This is a genomic window from Enterobacter sp. FB, from assembly GCF_000805795.1.
GTDB lineage: Bacteria > Pseudomonadota > Gammaproteobacteria > Enterobacterales > Enterobacteriaceae > Enterobacter > Enterobacter roggenkampii.
In genome coordinates this window covers 57,795-73,582 of the sequence record NZ_JSZC01000017.1, presented here as the reverse complement: position 1 = coordinate 73,582, position 15,788 = coordinate 57,795, and the positions used below count along the sequence as shown (strand labels likewise).

Annotated in this window: 16 protein-coding genes; 12 read left to right on the top strand and 4 right to left on the bottom strand. The window is 57.1% G+C overall.

Going from position 1 to position 15,788, the window contains the following annotated elements; genetic code table 11:
- Positions 1-46: 46 nt before the first annotated feature.
- The gene (gene mrcA / locus PI91_RS22610) at positions 47-2,599 is read right to left on the bottom strand and encodes a peptidoglycan glycosyltransferase/peptidoglycan DD-transpeptidase MrcA (protein WP_023294724.1); all 2,553 of its coding nucleotides are present in this window, start codon (positions 2,597-2,599) and stop codon (positions 47-49) included.
- 120 nt (positions 2,600-2,719) lie between these two features.
- Between mrcA and pilM the strand changes: the two genes are divergently transcribed.
- The 12 genes from pilM to trpS all read left to right on the top strand — a co-directional run bounded on the left by pilM (position 2,720) and on the right by trpS (position 12,688).
- Positions 2,720-3,496 carry a pilus assembly protein PilM gene (gene pilM / locus PI91_RS22605; RefSeq protein ID WP_023294723.1) on the top strand — a complete coding sequence of 259 codons (777 nt, stop codon included), beginning with the start codon at positions 2,720-2,722 and terminating at the stop codon, positions 3,494-3,496.
- Positions 3,493-3,987 carry a PilN domain-containing protein gene (locus PI91_RS22600; RefSeq protein ID WP_023294722.1) on the top strand — a complete coding sequence of 165 codons (495 nt, stop codon included), beginning with the start codon at positions 3,493-3,495 and terminating at the stop codon, positions 3,985-3,987. The genes pilM and PI91_RS22600 overlap by 4 nt, the downstream gene beginning before the upstream one ends.
- A gap of 3 nt (positions 3,988-3,990) precedes the next feature.
- Positions 3,991-4,446, top strand: coding sequence for a hypothetical protein (locus PI91_RS22595; protein ID WP_023294721.1), 456 nt, complete (start codon positions 3,991-3,993; stop codon positions 4,444-4,446).
- Positions 4,436-4,840 (top strand): HofP DNA utilization family protein, encoded by a 405-nt coding sequence (locus PI91_RS22590; protein WP_032664745.1) that lies wholly within the window; start codon positions 4,436-4,438, stop codon positions 4,838-4,840. Before PI91_RS22595 ends, PI91_RS22590 begins: the two co-directional genes overlap by 11 nt.
- Positions 4,752-5,990: a DNA uptake porin HofQ gene (hofQ, locus tag PI91_RS22585; protein ID WP_039267154.1), complete on the top strand. Its 1,239-nt coding sequence runs from the start codon at positions 4,752-4,754 to the stop codon at positions 5,988-5,990. The genes PI91_RS22590 and hofQ overlap by 89 nt, the downstream gene beginning before the upstream one ends.
- Before the next feature lie 286 nt (positions 5,991-6,276).
- A complete protein-coding gene (gene aroK / locus PI91_RS22580; RefSeq protein ID WP_003861630.1) occupies positions 6,277-6,798 on the top strand; it encodes a shikimate kinase AroK in 522 nt (173 codons plus the stop codon).
- Between the two features lie 57 nt (positions 6,799-6,855).
- On the top strand, positions 6,856-7,944 hold the full coding sequence (aroB, locus tag PI91_RS22575) for a 3-dehydroquinate synthase (protein WP_023326225.1): 1,089 nt from the start codon (positions 6,856-6,858) through the stop codon (positions 7,942-7,944).
- 92 nt (positions 7,945-8,036) lie between these two features.
- Entirely contained in the window at positions 8,037-9,338 is a 1,302-nt protein-coding gene (damX, locus tag PI91_RS22570) for a cell division protein DamX (protein ID WP_023294719.1), read from the top strand.
- A gap of 67 nt (positions 9,339-9,405) precedes the next feature.
- Complete coding sequence (gene dam, locus PI91_RS22565; protein ID WP_008503033.1) at positions 9,406-10,218, top strand: adenine-specific DNA-methyltransferase; 813 nt, start codon at positions 9,406-9,408, stop codon at positions 10,216-10,218.
- A 41-nt stretch (positions 10,219-10,259) separates the two neighbouring features.
- Positions 10,260-10,937 carry a ribulose-phosphate 3-epimerase gene (rpe, locus tag PI91_RS22560; protein WP_008503032.1) on the top strand — a complete coding sequence of 226 codons (678 nt, stop codon included), beginning with the start codon at positions 10,260-10,262 and terminating at the stop codon, positions 10,935-10,937.
- A complete protein-coding gene (gene gph, locus PI91_RS22555; RefSeq protein WP_023326223.1) occupies positions 10,930-11,691 on the top strand; it encodes a phosphoglycolate phosphatase in 762 nt (253 codons plus the stop codon). Before rpe ends, gph begins: the two co-directional genes overlap by 8 nt.
- Positions 11,684-12,688, top strand: a complete 1,005-nt coding sequence (gene trpS / locus PI91_RS22550; protein ID WP_024907925.1) for a tryptophan--tRNA ligase — start codon at positions 11,684-11,686, stop codon at positions 12,686-12,688. The genes gph and trpS overlap by 8 nt, the downstream gene beginning before the upstream one ends.
- 189 nt (positions 12,689-12,877) lie before the next feature.
- On the opposite strand, the gene PI91_RS22545 is transcribed toward trpS, so the two are convergent.
- From PI91_RS22545 to cysG, 3 genes are all read right to left on the bottom strand, one after another.
- A protein-coding gene (locus PI91_RS22545; RefSeq protein WP_085950818.1) for an IS3-like element ISSen4 family transposase occupies positions 12,878-13,998 on the bottom strand; the annotation gives its coding sequence in 2 pieces (ribosomal slippage) (positions 12,878-13,740 and positions 13,740-13,998; 1,122 coding nt in all).
- Positions 13,999-14,047: 49 nt separating this feature from the next.
- Entirely contained in the window at positions 14,048-14,227 is a 180-nt protein-coding gene (locus tag PI91_RS22535; RefSeq protein WP_039267153.1) for a YhfL family protein, read from the bottom strand.
- Positions 14,228-14,370: 143 nt separating this feature from the next.
- A complete protein-coding gene (gene cysG, locus PI91_RS22530) occupies positions 14,371-15,744 on the bottom strand; it encodes a siroheme synthase CysG (protein WP_008503028.1) in 1,374 nt (457 codons plus the stop codon).
- Positions 15,745-15,788 lie beyond the last annotated feature (44 nt).

The following is a 15,788-nucleotide window of genomic DNA, read 5'->3' as shown; positions in this document are numbered from 1 at the left end:
ACCCGGCCTACGCTTGTTGCCCGGTTTTTACCGGGCATTTTTACATTTAGAACAGCTCGTGCGTTTCGCCGTTATCGATAATCTCTGTACCCACCTCATGCACCGCCTGTGTGGTTGGCTGTGTGCCCTCGATGAAATACTCCTCGCGACTATTACCGCCGTTGGCGAGCTGGCCCGTGCTGCGGTCGATATTGACCGTCACCACGCCAGGCGGTGGCGTCAGCGGCTGCTCCGGCACGCCTTCAAGAACGGCCTTCATGTAGGCGTCCCAGGCTGGCTGCGCGCTTTTCGCGCCGCCTTCATAGCCGGAAATCTGATCTTTAATCGCGCCGGAGGCCGTGGTACGCCCTAAATCGCGGCGGTGATCGTCGAAGCCGATCCAGACCGAGGTCACCACGCCCGGACCGTAACCGGAGAACCACGCGTCTTTCGAGCTGTTGGTTGTCCCCGTTTTACCGCCGATATCATGGCGCTGCAGATCGCGTCCTGCGCGCCAGCCGGTACCCTGCCAGCCTGGCTCACCGAAGATGTTGGTGTTCAGCGCGCTTTTGATCAGGAAAGACAGCGGCGTGTTGATCACATGCGGGGCGTATTCCTGCGCGCCGGTCTGCGCCACCAGCGCCTGGTTCGCCTGCTCGAGCTGCGGCTGCGGCACCACGCCGCTCTGCTGCTCCTGCGACACGGCAGGGTCTTCCATGTCCTTGTTTTCAAGTACTTCAGATTTCGGCGTATTGCCATAAATGACCGGAATATCGCAGTCAGGGCAGGCAATTTTCGGCTTCGCCTCGAACAGCACGCCGCCCTGATCGTTCTCGATCTTGCTGATGAAGTACGGGTCAATCAGGAAGCCGCCGTTGGCCATCACCGAGTATCCACGCGCGACCTGAAGCGGCGTAAAGGAGGCTGAGCCTAACGCCAGCGACTCGGTGCGAACGATGTTCTGCGCCGGGAAACCGAAGCGCTGCAGATACTCTGCGGCATAGTCGACGCCCATGGCGCGCATGGCACGCACCATCACCACGTTTTTCGACTGTCCCAGACCCTGACGAAGACGAATCGGGCCGGCATATTCCGCAGGGGAGTTTTTCGGCTGCCAGTCGGAACCCGCCCCCGCATCCCAGCGGGAGATTGGCACGTCGTTGAGGATGCTGGCGAGGGTCAGGCCCTTATCCATCGCGGCCGTGTAGAGGAATGGTTTGATATTGGAACCGACCTGACGCAGCGCCTGGGTGGCGCGGTTAAATTTGCTCTGGTTGAAATCGAACCCGCCGACCAGAGCCAATACAGCACCGTTCTGCGGATTGATAGAAACCAGGGCCGAGTTGACGTCCGGTACCTGCGCCAGCCACCAGGATTCGCCAACCTTGCGCACCCAGATTTGCTGCCCGGTCTGTACCGCATCGGTCACTTTACGCGGCGTGGCGCCCTGCAGGGTATCCGAGCGGTACGGACGCGCCCAACGGATACCGTCCATGCGCAGGGAGACGGACGTACCGTCCGCCAGCGTCGCAACGGCTTCCTGAGGATCGGCCTGCGTCACCACGGCAGGAAGGAGCGGACCGTAGGTAGGCAGTGCTCTCAGCGTACTGATGATTTTTTTGCTGTCCCACGCGCTTTCGCCCACCTTCCAGAGCACGTTTGACGGGCCGCGATAGCCGTGACGCATATCGTAGTCCATCACGTTGTTGCGTACCGCGTCCTGCGCCGCCTGCTGCACTTTACGGGTGACGGTGGTGTACACGCGATAGCCATCTTCATAGGCCTTGTCGCCATAACGGTTCACCATCTCCTGGCGAACCATTTCGGTCAGGTAAGGCGCAGAGAAGGCGATCTCCGGGGCGTGGTAGTTAGCGTCAATGACGTCGTTGCGCGCCTGGTCGTACTCGCTCTGGCTGATATAGCCTTCGCTCAGCATACGTGACAGGACGACGTTACGACGTGCGGTGGCGCGATCGAGCGAGTAGAGCGGGTTAAATGTGGACGGCGCTTTTGGCAGACCGGCGATGGTGGCCATTTCGCTTAAGGTGAGTTGCTCCACAGGCTTACCGAAGTACACCTGCGCGGCCGCCCCCACGCCATAGGCACGGTAGCCCAGGTAGATTTTATTGAGGTACAGCTCAAGGATCTCGTCTTTGCTCAGCAGCTGTTCAATACGGATCGCCAGGAACACCTCTTTGATCTTACGGGTCAGCGTCTTTTCAGGGCTGAGGAAGAAGTTACGCGCCAGCTGCTGCGTAATGGTACTCGCCCCCTGAGAGGCGTGACCAGAGAACAACGCAATGCTCGCGGCACGGAAAATCCCCACCGGATCGACACCGTGGTGCTCGTAAAAACGGCTGTCCTCCGTGGCGATAAAGGCTTTCACCATCACGGGTGGAATTTGGTTTAAGGTCAGCGGGATACGACGCTTCTCGCCATACTGCGCCATGAGCTCGCCATCGGCGCTATAGACCTGCATCGGGATCTGGAGACGCACATCGCGAAGCGTGGCGACATCAGGTAGCTGTGGCTCAATATATTTGTACAAACCGTAAATCGAGCCTGCTCCCAGCAGAATGCAACAGACTGCAAGGATGAATAAATACTTTACGAACTTCACCGGAGATTTCCCATTTGGTTTCACTTGGGCAGTTTCTAAACAATCGCGCGGTAGTATAAAGGCAAGCCTGATTCATTGATATAGCCGTCAGGGCGACGGGCGATAAGGAGATCGTGAAGCATGGCCTTCAAAACATGGCAAACGGGCGTTCATATTCAACAGGATAGGGTGCTGATCGTGGCGCTGGACCGGGAGAAGTCCGGCTGGCGTCTGCGACGCTGGTGGGCAATCCCGCTGGCCGAAGGCATCATTCGTGACGGCAAAATTTGTCAGCCAGAACAGCTGGTTGATGCGTTGCGCGACTGGCGAAAAACGCTGCCGCACGCCCATCGGGTGTTCCTCTCTTTCCCGGCAGCACGCACTCTGCAGCGGTCGCTTCCCCGTCCGACCGTTGCGCTGCGCGACAGCGAGCAGCTCTCATGGCTGGGTAGCGCGCTCGCCCGCGAACTGGAGATGTCTGCCGATACCCTCTGTTTCGACTACGCCCAGGATACCTTCAGCAATACCTTTCACGTGACGGCCGCACAAAACAACGAGGTCGATACCCTTCTGGCGCTGGCGAAAACGCTGCGTTTGCGGCTGGTGACCATTACCCCGGATGCCAGCGCGCTGACGAATCTTCTTCCCGCAGTGGCGCCAGCGAAGTGCGTCGCCTGGCGGGACGATCGGCAGTGGCTCTGGGCGATGCGCCACCAGTGGGGACGCCGCTTAACTACCGACGCAGAAAACGTGGCTGAGCTGGCGGCGCTGCTGGCGCTTGGTCCGGATGACATCGCGCTGTTTGATTGCCGACATGATCCGTGGGAAATCCTGGAACGCTGCCATGCTCCGCTGCCGGAATGCGGGGCTGATTATACCGTCGCGCTGGCGTTGGCCATGAGCGAGGTGCCCGGATGAGCATCCTGAATTTTCTGCCCTGGCGACAGCAGCGGCGCGCGCGATGCCTGCGCTTCTGGGGCGCAATGTGTATCGGCACAGTACTGTTGATGTTCGTAGTCATTGTTTGTCTGCGGATGAACCAGTTCGTGAAACTGCGCGCGCTGCAAACGGATCTGACGGGAATGCAGTCCGTGCAGCACGCGCTTGTCGCCCGGCAAAAACTGGCCGCACAGGCGCAGCTCCCCGTGCAAACCAGGCAACGACGCGCATGGCAACCGGTGCTGGCCTCCCTTTCCCGCGCCATTCCTTCACAGGTCTGGCTGACAGAGCTGCGCTATCAGCCGCCTGCGCTGATTTTGACCGGTTACGCCATCACCCTGCCGGCCCTCTCTGCCCTGCGCGATGGGCTGGGACAACTCGCGGGCTTTACGCCCGGGACGCCGGGCGAGCTTCGTCAGGATAGCCGGGGGCACTGGATGTTTACGCTTCATCTCAAAAGTGAGGGGTAACGCGTGAATACCTTGTTAGAACGCTGGTGCGAAAGCCGTCCCTGGCATCGGGTACTCTGCTGGTGCCTGGGGAGTCTCCTGGCAGGGCTGGTCGCGTGGGGCGCGTTGCTCAGACCGGTAGACAGGCAGTGTGCTGAACAACAACGCCAGCTGATTGAGAATGTAAGCACTAATGCATCGTTATGGCCTGTTGTCAGAAAGGGGCCGTTTCTTCCGGACGCTGCAAAGGCACGGGAGCTGGCGCCATTCTCCCCGCTCGATTTTCAGAACGATGAGACGACGCTGGTTCACTGGAAGCCGCTGCAGAATGGAGGGGAACTGACGCTGGATACGGAGTGGCAGGCCATTCCGGAACTTTTTTCCCGTCTGGCACAGCAGGATGTGCAGATCGCCGCTTTCGCGATTGCGCCACAAGGTACGGCGTTACGCCTGCAGCTGGAGCTGGAACATGCGAAATAGCGCGCGATGTTTGCTGGTTTGCTCAGTGCTGCTATTGACCGGTATGCGCGATCCGTTTCGTCCCCCAGACGATCCTTGCGCCATTGGCGAGCTGGCGCAGTGGCGCTTTCGCGGCCTGGTGGAAGGGCAGGAGACTATCGGCATTTTACAGGATGGGGAAAAGCGCTGGCACCGGCTGAAAATGCATGAGCGCTTCCCGGCTGGCTGGAGGATAACCGCCGTCAATGCAGCGGAGCTGGCGGTTGATGTGGGTGACACCTGTGACCCGGGAAAATGGACGTGGCAACGAGAAGGAACGGACAAAAATGAATTTACGGATAATGCTGTGGCTGCTGGCGTTCAGCCAACCGCTGTGGGCCGCCGCGCCAAAACCGGTCACGCTGGTGGTGGATGACGTGCCTGTGGTCCAGGTGTTACAGGCCCTGGTCGCACAGGAGAACCGTAATCTGGTGGTATCGCCTGATGTCAGCGGTACGCTTTCGCTTAACCTGACGCACGTTCCCTGGAGGCAGGCGTTACGGACGGTCGTCTCCAGCGCCGGGCTCGTCTTGCGCGAGGAGGGCGGTATTTTTTATGTGCATACCGCGGCCTGGCAGCGTGAACAGCGGGAGCGTTCAGAACAGGAACAGGCGCGTCGACAGCTTGATGCCCCGCTGGTCACTCAGGGCATTCCCTTTTTTTATGCGGATGCCGGGGAGCTGCAAAAAGCCGCGGAAAAACTCCTGAGCCCAAAGGGGAGTTTATCCGTCGACAAACGTACTAACCGTCTGCTGATTCGGGATAACCAGGCTGCGGTGGATACGCTGCAGCGCTGGGCCGCGGAGATGGATATTCCCGTCGAGCAGGTCGAACTGGCGGCGCATATTGTGACCATTAACGAAAAAAGCCTGCGTGAGCTGGGGGTGAAGTGGAATCTCGCCGACGCTACCGATGCGGGCAAGGTGGGACAACTGACGACGCTGGGCAGCGATCTTTCTGTTGCCAGCGCCACCAGCCACGTGGGGTTTAATATCGGTCGGATTAACGGCAGGTTGCTTGATCTGGAACTTTCAGCGCTGGAGCAAAAACAGCAGGTCGATATTATCGCCAGCCCGCGGCTGTTGGCCTCGCATATGCAACCTGCCAGCATTAAGCAGGGCAGTGAGATCCCGTATCAGGTCTCAAGCGGGGAAAGCGGCGCCACCTCCGTTGAGTTTAAAGAGGCGGTTCTCGGAATGGAGGTCACACCGGTGGTGTTGCCGGGGGGACGCGTGCGCCTGAAATTACACATCAGCGAAAATATGCCGGGACAGGTTCTGCAGCAGGCCGATGGCGAAACGCTGGCTATCGACAAGCAGGAGATAGAAACCCAGGTGGAGGTAAAAAGTGGAGAAACGCTTGCGTTGGGCGGAATATTTTCCCAGAAGAACAAAACCGGCAGTGACAGCGTACCCGGTCTGGGAAGCATCCCCTGGATTGGGTCGCTTTTTCGTCATGACGGGAAAGACAACGAACGGCGTGAATTAGTGGTGTTTATTACACCACGTCTGGTCGGTATTCGCTGACGGGTAACGATCCCCGCAATGATTTTGCATTCAGTTTGTTGCAGATGTTTGACGTGGGGCATGAATTAGCATACAAGGAGTACCGATTTGAGTTGGACTTACGTCTTATTACCTTATGCGCCCGGCGCGGTGATTTAATCAGTTGCCAAACAAGCCGGAGTATTGAGATAATTTTTAGTCTGACTCTCGCTCTATTGCATATGAGGTTTCAGTTCATGTCCTGCTACGCCGGGTGTCTGCGAAGCGGGGATTACCATTAACGAATAGTCTTAGTAGTACCGATAAAATGGCAGAGAAACGCAATATCTTTCTGGTTGGGCCTATGGGTGCCGGCAAAAGCACTATTGGGCGTCAGTTAGCTCAACAACTCAATATGGAATTTTACGATTCTGATCAAGAGATTGAGAAACGAACCGGAGCTGATGTGGGCTGGGTTTTCGACGTAGAAGGCGAAGAAGGTTTCCGTGACCGAGAAGAAAAAGTGATCAACGAACTCACGGAAAAACAGGGCATCGTTCTGGCAACAGGCGGCGGCTCTGTGAAATCTCGCGAAACCCGCAACCGTCTCTCCGCCCGTGGCGTAGTGGTTTATCTTGAGACGACCATTGAGAAACAGCTGGCACGTACGCAGCGCGATAAAAAGCGCCCGCTGCTGCAGGTTGAAACGCCACCACGCGAAGTTCTGGAAGCGTTGGCCGATGAACGCAATCCGCTGTATGAAGAGATTGCCGATGTGACCATTCGTACCGACGACCAGAGCGCTAAAGTGGTTGCAAACCAGATTATTCATATGCTGGAAAGCAACTGATTCTGGCTTTATATACACTCGCCTGCGGGTAAAAGCATTAAAGGTGGATGTCGCGTCATGGAGAGGATTACAGTTACTCTCGGGGAACGTAGTTACCCTATCACCATCGCGGCTGGTTTGTTTAACGACCCAGCTTCCTTTTTACCACTGAAAGCGGGTGATCAGGCGATGCTGGTCACCAACGAGACGCTGGCTCCGCTTTATCTCGACCGCGTACGCCACCTGCTTGAGCAGGCGGGCGTAAAAGTCGACAGTGTGATTCTCCCCGATGGCGAGCAGTATAAAAGCCTGACGGTACTGGATACCGTCTTTACCGCATTGCTGCAAAAACCGCATGGTCGCGATACAACACTGCTTGCCCTGGGCGGCGGTGTTGTGGGCGATCTGACCGGCTTTGCGGCCGCAAGCTATCAGCGTGGTGTCCGCTTTATTCAAATCCCAACCACGTTGCTGTCCCAGGTCGACTCCTCTGTCGGTGGTAAAACGGCAGTGAACCATCCGCTCGGCAAAAACATGATTGGCGCGTTCTACCAGCCCGCATCGGTGGTGGTGGATCTCGACTGTCTGAAAACCCTGCCGAAGCGCGAGCTGGCTTCGGGTCTGGCGGAAGTGATCAAATACGGCATTATTCTGGACGGCGAGTTCTTTAGCTGGCTTGAAGAGAATATGGATGCGCTGCTGGGCCTCGATGAGGCAAAACTGGCATACTGCATTCGTCGTTGCTGTGAGCTGAAAGCAGAAGTTGTTGCCGCAGACGAGCGTGAAACGGGCTTACGTGCTTTACTGAATCTTGGGCATACGTTTGGTCACGCGATTGAAGCCGAAATGGGTTACGGCAACTGGCTGCACGGTGAAGCCGTCGCGGCCGGCATGGTGATGGCTGCCCGCACCTCTGAACGCCTTGGGCAGTTCAAACCGGAAGAGACGGCACGTATCATTGCGCTGCTTGAGCGTGCAGGTTTGCCGGTGAACGGGCCGCAGGAGATGTCGGCGCAAGCGTATTTACCCCACATGATGCGCGATAAAAAAGTATTGGCAGGTGAGATGCGTCTTGTACTCCCACTTGCAATAGGGAAGAGTGAAGTGCGCGGCGGAGTGCCGCACGATGTCGTTCTTGGCGCTATCGCTGACTGTCAGCAGGCGTAACAACTAGAAAGGTCAGGCCACTGTCGCAGGTGGTCGTTTAGCTTCAGGTGAAATGCAAAGTCGTTGGCATAAGCCTTTGAGTGGGGTGTTAAATGGATGAATTCAAACCAGAAGACGAGCTGAAACCCGATCCCAGCGATCGTCGTACTGGTCGTTCTCGTCAATCTTCAGAACGTGATAACGAGCCGCAGATCAACTTTGACGATGTTGATCTGGATGCAGACGATCGTCGCCCTTCGCGCAGCCGCAACGCGCACGAAGAGCGAGCAGAAGAGGATTATGAGTCCGAAGAAGATTCAATGGACGAACAGCCTGTAGAGCGTCGCCCGCGTAAACGTAAAAAAGCCGCTGCGCCAAAACCGGCGTCCCGCCAGTACATTATGATGGGCCTTGGCGTTCTGGTGCTTGTGCTGCTGATTGTCGGCATTGGCTCCGCGCTTAAAGCACCGTCAACGAACTCAACCGAGCAAACGGCTTCCGCTGAGAAGAGCATCAACCTTTCCGGTAACGATGCGTCCAATCAGGCGAATGGCGCACAGCCAGCGCCGGGTGCTACTTCCGCAGAGCAGACCGCCGGTAACACCACAGCGCCGCAGGATGTTTCTCTGCCGCCCGTTTCTTCAACCCCAGCTCAGGGTCAGGCACCTGTTGCGCCAGAAGGTCAGCAGCGTGTGGAAGTTCAGGGAGACCTGAACAATGCGCTGACGCAGCCGCAGAACCAGCAGCAGGTTGATAACGTCGTGGTTAACTCTACGCTGCCAACTGAACCTGCAACCGTTGCCCCGATTCGCGGCGGTAACGCTCAGCCGCAAACGGCCGCGACGGAAACCAAACCGCACCAGACGCAGACTACAACACGTCCTGAGCGTAAGCAGGCAGTGATTGAGCCTAAGCGTGAAACCAAACCTCAGGCAGTGGTAAAAGCGCCTGAAGTGAAAGCCGTACCGGCCCAGCCGAAACGCACGGAAACGGCTGCGGTGAGCGAGCCTGCTAAAGCGCCCGTCACGCAGACTGCGCCGAAAGCCACGGCGACCACCACGGCACCGGCTGCCACAGCGGCACCAGCCGCGACGGCAACCGCATCCAGCAGCGCGGCAGGTAAAACGGCAGGTAACGTCGGTTCGCTGAAGTCTGCGCCTTCCAGCAACTACACGCTGCAGCTGAGCAGTTCGTCTAACTACGACAACCTCAACAGCTGGGCGAAGAAATCAAATCTGAAAAACTATGTTGTTTATCAGACGACCCGTAACGGTCAGCCGTGGTATGTGCTGGTGAGCGGTGTTTATTCGTCAAAAGATGAAGCAAAACGTGCCGTAGCGGCGCTGCCAGCTGACGTTCAGGCGAAGAACCCATGGGCGAAGCCGATTCATCAGGTTCAGGCCGATCTGAAGTAATGTTTAAAGCGCAGGATGCTGTCGGAGCTTTCTCCACAGCCGGAGAAGGTGTAATCAGTTAGTCAGCATGAAAAAAAATCGCGCTTTTCTGAAATGGGCAGGGGGGAAATACCCCCTGCTCGATGATATTAAAAAGCACCTGCCTGAAGGCGAGTGTCTTATCGAACCTTTCGTGGGTGCGGGATCGGTGTTCCTCAACACCGATTTTTCTCGTTATATCCTGGCGGATATCAACAGCGACCTTATCAGCCTCTATAACATCGTTAAGCTCCGTACCGATGAGTATGTCGCAGAGGCGCGCAAGCTGTTTACGCCCGAGAACAATAATCCGGACGTTTACTACCAGTTCCGCGCGGAGTTTAACCAGAGCCAGGATCCGTTCCGCAGAGCCCTGCTGTTCCTCTATCTTAATCGTCATGGTTACAACGGCCTGTGCCGGTATAACCTGCGCGGGGAATTTAACGTGCCGTTTGGTCGCTACAAGCGCCCGTATTTCCCACAGGACGAGCTTTATCACTTTGCTGAAAAAGCGCAGAACGCGGAGTTTCATTGCCTCTCCTATGAAGAGTGTATGGAACTGGCAGGCGTCAATTCGGTGGTTTACTGTGACCCGCCATACGCGCCGCTGTCTGCGACGGCGAACTTCACCGCCTACCACACCAACAGCTTCAGCCCTGCCGAGCAGGCGCGTCTGGCGGAGATGGCGGAAAAGCTGGTCAGCAAAAGAATTCCGGTGTTAATTTCGAATCACGACACGCCTGATACGCGCGAATGGTACAAAGCCGCGAAGCATTTTCAGGTAAAGGTGCGGCGTAGCATTAGCAGCAACGGCGGCACACGTAAAAAGGTGGACGAACTCCTGGCTCTTTATCGCCCCTGAGCCGTTTTGCCCGCCGGTAAACACATTTCAAGGAGAAGCGGATGAAACAGTTTTTGATTGCTCCCTCAATTCTGTCGGCCGATTTTGCCCGCCTGGGTGAAGATACCGCCAACGCACTGGCGGCTGGCGCGGATGTCGTCCATTTCGACGTGATGGATAACCACTACGTTCCTAACCTGACCATCGGTCCGATGGTGCTCAAGGCGCTGCGTAACTATGGCATTACCGCCCCGATCGACGTTCACCTGATGGTGAAACCGGTTGATCGCATCGTGCCTGACTTCGCCGCGGCGGGTGCCAGCATCATCACCTTCCATCCGGAAGCCTCTGAACATGTGGATCGCACGCTGCAGCTGATCAAAGAGAACGGCTGTAAAGCGGGTCTGGTGTTTAACCCGGCCACGCCGCTGAGCTATCTCGACTATGTCATGGATAAGCTGGACGTGATCCTGCTGATGTCCGTTAACCCCGGTTTTGGCGGCCAGTCATTCATTCCTCACACGCTGGATAAGCTGCGTGAAGTCCGCCGTCGTATCGACGAGTCAGGCTACGACATTCGTCTGGAAGTAGACGGCGGCGTGAAAGTGAATAACATTGGTGAAATTGCGGCGGCAGGCGCGGATATGTTCGTTGCTGGTTCAGCCATTTTCGACCAACCGGATTATAAAAAAGTCATTGATGAAATGCGCCGCGAGCTGGCGAAGGTAAGTCATGGATAAATTACAGGCTATTCGGGGTGTGGCATTCGACCTCGACGGCACGCTGGTTGACAGCGCGCCGGGCTTAACGAGCGCCGTCGACCAGGCGCTGTATGCACTTGAACTCCCCGTTGCGGGTGAAGAGCGCGTCGTCACGTGGATTGGCAACGGCGCCGATGTTCTGATGGCGCGCGCGTTGACGTGGGCGCGTCAGGAGCGTGCGTCGCAGCGTTCCGCCCAGGGTAAACCGAGCGTCGATCACGCTGACATCCCGCAGGAAGAGCAGCTGCGTATTCTGCGCAAACTGTTCGATCGTTTCTATGAAGAGACCGTCGAGGAGGGCAGCTTCCTGTTCCCGGACGTTCAGGAAACGCTGAGCGCGCTGCACGCGAAGGGCATCCCGCTGGGTCTGGTGACCAACAAACCCACGCCGTTTGTCGCACCGCTGCTGGAAGCGCTCAATATCGCGAAGTATTTCTCCGTGATTGTGGGCGGCGACGACGTGCAGAACAAAAAGCCCCATCCGGAACCGCTGCTGCTGGTGGCAGGAAAATTATCCTTAACGCCTGCGGAGCTGCTCTTTGTCGGCGATTCCCGCAATGATATTCTGGCTGCCCGCGCGGCCGGGTGTCCTTCCGTGGGGTTAACCTATGGCTACAACTACGGTGAGGCCATTACGCTGAGTGAGCCGGACGTCGTTTTCGACCACTTCAAAGATTTGTTGCCCGCACTCGGGCTTTCGCACAGTGAACATCAGGAATTGAACAATGACTAAGCCCATCGTTTTTAGTGGCGCACAGCCTTCAGGTGAATTGACCATTGGTAACTACATGGGCGCGTTACGTCAGTGGGTCAGCATGCAGGATGACTACCATTGCATTTACTGCATCGTCGATCTCCATGCGATTACCGCCCGTCAGGATCCTGAGAAGCTGCGCAAAGCCACGCTGGACACCCTGGCGCTGTATCTGGCCTGCGGCATCGATCCGGAGAAGAGCACCATCTTCGTTCAGTCTCACGTGCCGGAGCACGCGCAGCTGGGCTGGGCGCTGAACTGCTACACCTATTTCGGCGAGCTGAGCCGCATGACGCAGTTCAAGGATAAATCCGCGCGCTACTCTGAAAACATCAACGCCGGCCTGTTTGACTATCCGGTGCTGATGGCGGCAGACATTCTGCTGTACCAGACAAACCAGGTCCCTGTGGGCGAAGATCAGAAGCAGCACCTGGAGCTGAGCCGCGATATCGCCCAGCGCTTTAACGCGATCTACGGCGATGTGTTTAAAGTACCAGAGCCATTTATTCCGAAGTCCGGCGCACGCGTGATGTCGCTGCTGGAGCCGACCAAGAAGATGTCCAAGTCTGACGATAACCGCAACAACGTTATCGGCCTGCTGGAAGATCCGAAATCGGTGGTGAAAAAACTCAAGCGTGCCGTGACCGACTCCGACGAGCCGCCAGTCGTGCGTTACGACGTGCAGAACAAAGCGGGCGTCTCCAACCTGCTGGATATCCTCTCGGGCGTCACCGGCCAGAGCATCCCTGAGCTGGAAAAACACTTCGAAGGCAAGATGTACGGCCACCTGAAAGGCGAAGTGGCAGATGCCGTTTCCGGCATGCTGACCGAGCTGCAGGAGCGTTATCACCGCTACCGTAACGACGAAGCGTTCCTGCAGAAAGTGATGAAAGAGGGCGCGGAAAAAGCCAGCGCGCGCGCGTCCGAAACCCTGAAAGCGGTGTATGAAGCGATTGGGTTTGTGGCGAAACCTTAAGCCGCTGTGCCGGGTGGCGGCTTCGCCTTACCCGGCCTACGGGACCGTGTAGGTCGGGTAAGCGTCAGCGCCACCCGACAAAAAAACGCTCCGCATCAACAAAAAAACCGGGACATCCCGGTTTTTTTACGCCTGTAAAACGCTTACTGCTGTGCCGCCGTGACCTGCCCCCACGATTAGATACAACACTCAGTTAGTAACGTCGGAATCTTCATTCTCAGAATGACCCTTTCTCCAGCCCGCTGCAAATTCAGACGGTGTCTGATAATTCAGCGTGGAGTGCGGGCGGCATTCGTTATAATCCTGCCGCCAGTCATTAATAATTTTCCTGGCATGAACGATATCGCTGAACCAGTGCTCATTCAAACATTCATCGCGAAATCGTCCGTTAAAGCTCTCAATAAATCCGTTCTGCGTTGGCTTGCCCGGCTGGATTAAGCGCAACTCAACACCATGCTCAAAGGCCCATTGATCCAGTGCACGGCAAGTGAACTCCGGCCCCTGGTCAGTTCTTATCGTCGCCGGATAGCCTCGAAACAGTGCAATGCTGTCCAGAATACGCGTGACCTGAACGCCTGAAATCCCAAAGGCAACAGTGACCGTCAGGCATTCCTTTGTGAAATCATCGACGCAGGTAAGACACTTGATCCTGCGACCGGTGGAAAGTGCGTCCATGACGAAATCCATCGACCAGGTCAGATTGGGCGCCGCCGGACGGAGCAGCGGCAGACGTTCTGTTGCCAGCCCTTTACGACGTCTTCTGCGTTTTACGCCCAGGCCACTGAGGTGATAAAGCCGGTACACGCGCTTATGATTAACATGAAGCCCTTCACGGCGCAGCAACTGCCAAATACGACGGTAGCCAAAACGCCTGCGCTCCAGTGCCAGCTCAGTGATGCGCCCTGATAAATGCGCATCAGCAGCCGGACGGTGAGCCTCATAGCGGCAGGTCGACAGGGATAAACCTGTAAGCCTGCAGGCACGACGTTGCGACAGACCGGTCGCATCACACATCAACATCACGGCTTCCCGCTTCTGGTCTGTCGTCAGTACTTTCGCCCAAGAGCCACCTGAAGCGCCTCTTTATCCAGCATGGCTTCGGCAAGCAGCTTCTTGAGTCTGGTGTTCTCTTCCTCAAGCGACTTCAGGCGCTTAACTTCAGGCACCTCCATACCGCCATACTTCTTACGCCAGGTGTAAAACGTGGCATCGGAAATGGCATGCTTGCGGCAGAGTTCACGGGCGGGTACCCCAGCTTCGGCTTCGCGGAGAATACTGATGATCTGTTCGTCGGAAAAACGCTTCTTCATGGGGATGTCCTCATGTGGCTTATGAAGACATTACTAACATCGGGGTGTACTAATCAACGGGGAGCAGGTCAGCCGGGCCGCAACCACCGATGATCTTCGAAATGGAGATCGCCGGGTGCAGCAGGTAATCGTAGCTGCAGTTATTTTTGGTGTTTTGAACGTGACCGGTGCAGGCCGTCAGAGTCGATAACAGGCCAACCAGAACGGCGGCCTTTGCCAGTTTGAACATACGCATTCCTTGTCTTTAAAACGAAAATTGGATGTAACTCAAGGGAATAAAGGGAAAAGTTCCACTTCGGGGCGGTATGTTATCGGTAGCGGTAAGAGGGGAGTAGTCCGCTTAAGGACTACTCCGGGGAGGAGGAATATGCGTTAGTGATTGGAGAACCAGTTCAGCCTGTCGCGCAGTTCAACCACGCGGCCCACCACGATCAGCGCCGGGCTTTCGACCTGCTGCGCCAGCTCGCCTAACTGCGTCAGCACGCCATCCACCACGCGCTGCGTAATGGCGGTGCCGTTTTCGACCAGCGCGACGGGCATATCCGCATTCATACCGTGCTCCAGCAGCTTCGCCTGAATCGTGGCGGCCTGGTTTAGCCCCATGTAGAACACCAGCGTCTGCTTTTCGGCGGCCAGGTTATGCCAGTCCAGCTCGCTGCCGGTCTTCAGGTGGCCCGTCACCAGACGCACGCTCTGAGCGTAGTCGCGGTGGGTCAGCGGAATGCCAGAGTACGCTGAACAGCCGGACGCCGCCGTAATGCCGGGCACCACGGAGAACGGAATACCCGCGTCGCACAGGGTTTCCAGCTCCTCGCCGCCGCGTCCAAAGATAAACGGATCGCCCCCCTTCAGGCGGACCACGCGTTTTCCCTTTTGCGCTTCGCGCAGCAGGATCTGGTTAATCTCCTCCTGCGGCACGCAGTGGTAGCCCGCGCGCTTGCCCACGAAAACGCGGTCGGCGTCGCGGCGCACCAGGTTCATGATGTCATCGGAGACCAGACGGTCGTACACCACGATATCCGCCTGCTGGATCTGCTGTAGCCCTTTCAGCGTCAGCAAACCCGCATCTCCGGGGCCTGCGCCTACCAGCACCACTTCGCCGCGATGGTCCAGCGGTTCGCTCAGCAGCTGTTCGGTCGTCTCTTCAACGGCTTTGGTGTCCTGATTCGCCAGCGACTGCGCCAGCCTGTCGTTCACAAAGAATTTTTCCCAGAAGCGACGGCGCTCGCCCACGGTCGCGAAGGTTTGCTTCACGCGTGAACGCAGCTGACCGGCATAATGCGCAATCTGGCCAAGGTGTTGAGGCAACAGGGCTTCCAGTTTTTCCCGCAGCAGACGCGCGAGAACCGGCGAACGTCCCCCGGACGATACCGCAATCATCAGCGGCGAGCGGTCGATAATCGACGGCATGATAAAGCTGGCCTCTTTCGGCGCATCCACCACGTTGCAGAAGATACGGCGCGCTTCGCAGGCGTCGCTCACGCGCTGGTTCACTTCATCGTCATCCGTCGCGGCAATGGTCAGCCAGCAGGTGTCCAGCAGGGATTCATTAAACGCACCCTGTTCCAGCGTGAGCATCCCTTCCTGGGCCCAAACCTCAAACTGGGGGGCGAAGGAAAGGGCATTCACGGTCAGGCGGGCGCCAGCCTCTAACAGCAGGCGCGCTTTGCGCTCGGCCACGTCGCCGCCGCCCACGAGCAGGCAGTCGCGGTTGCGTAATTGACAAAAAATCGGCAGGTGATCCACGACGTTACCTCACAGCATTCATGGCGGGGGAAGAATTGACGTCA

Coding starts and splice junctions, on each gene's coding strand:
- trpS (WP_024907925.1), top strand. CDS start 11,684: ATGACTAAGCCCATCGTTTTTAGTGGCGCACAGCCTTCAGGTGAATTG.
- pilM (WP_023294723.1), top strand. CDS start 2,720: ATGGCCTTCAAAACATGGCAAACGGGCGTTCATATTCAACAGGATAGG.
- rpe (WP_008503032.1), top strand. CDS start 10,260: ATGAAACAGTTTTTGATTGCTCCCTCAATTCTGTCGGCCGATTTTGCC.
- damX (WP_023294719.1), top strand. CDS start 8,037: ATGGATGAATTCAAACCAGAAGACGAGCTGAAACCCGATCCCAGCGAT.
- aroK (WP_003861630.1), top strand. CDS start 6,277: ATGGCAGAGAAACGCAATATCTTTCTGGTTGGGCCTATGGGTGCCGGC.
- dam (WP_008503033.1), top strand. CDS start 9,406: ATGAAAAAAAATCGCGCTTTTCTGAAATGGGCAGGGGGGAAATACCCC.
- hofQ (WP_039267154.1), top strand. CDS start 4,752: ATGAATTTACGGATAATGCTGTGGCTGCTGGCGTTCAGCCAACCGCTG.
- aroB (WP_023326225.1), top strand. CDS start 6,856: ATGGAGAGGATTACAGTTACTCTCGGGGAACGTAGTTACCCTATCACC.
- PI91_RS22535 (WP_039267153.1), bottom strand. CDS start 14,227: ATGTTCAAACTGGCAAAGGCCGCCGTTCTGGTTGGCCTGTTATCGACT.
- PI91_RS22600 (WP_023294722.1), top strand. CDS start 3,493: ATGAGCATCCTGAATTTTCTGCCCTGGCGACAGCAGCGGCGCGCGCGA.
- PI91_RS22590 (WP_032664745.1), top strand. CDS start 4,436: ATGCGAAATAGCGCGCGATGTTTGCTGGTTTGCTCAGTGCTGCTATTG.
- gph (WP_023326223.1), top strand. CDS start 10,930: ATGGATAAATTACAGGCTATTCGGGGTGTGGCATTCGACCTCGACGGC.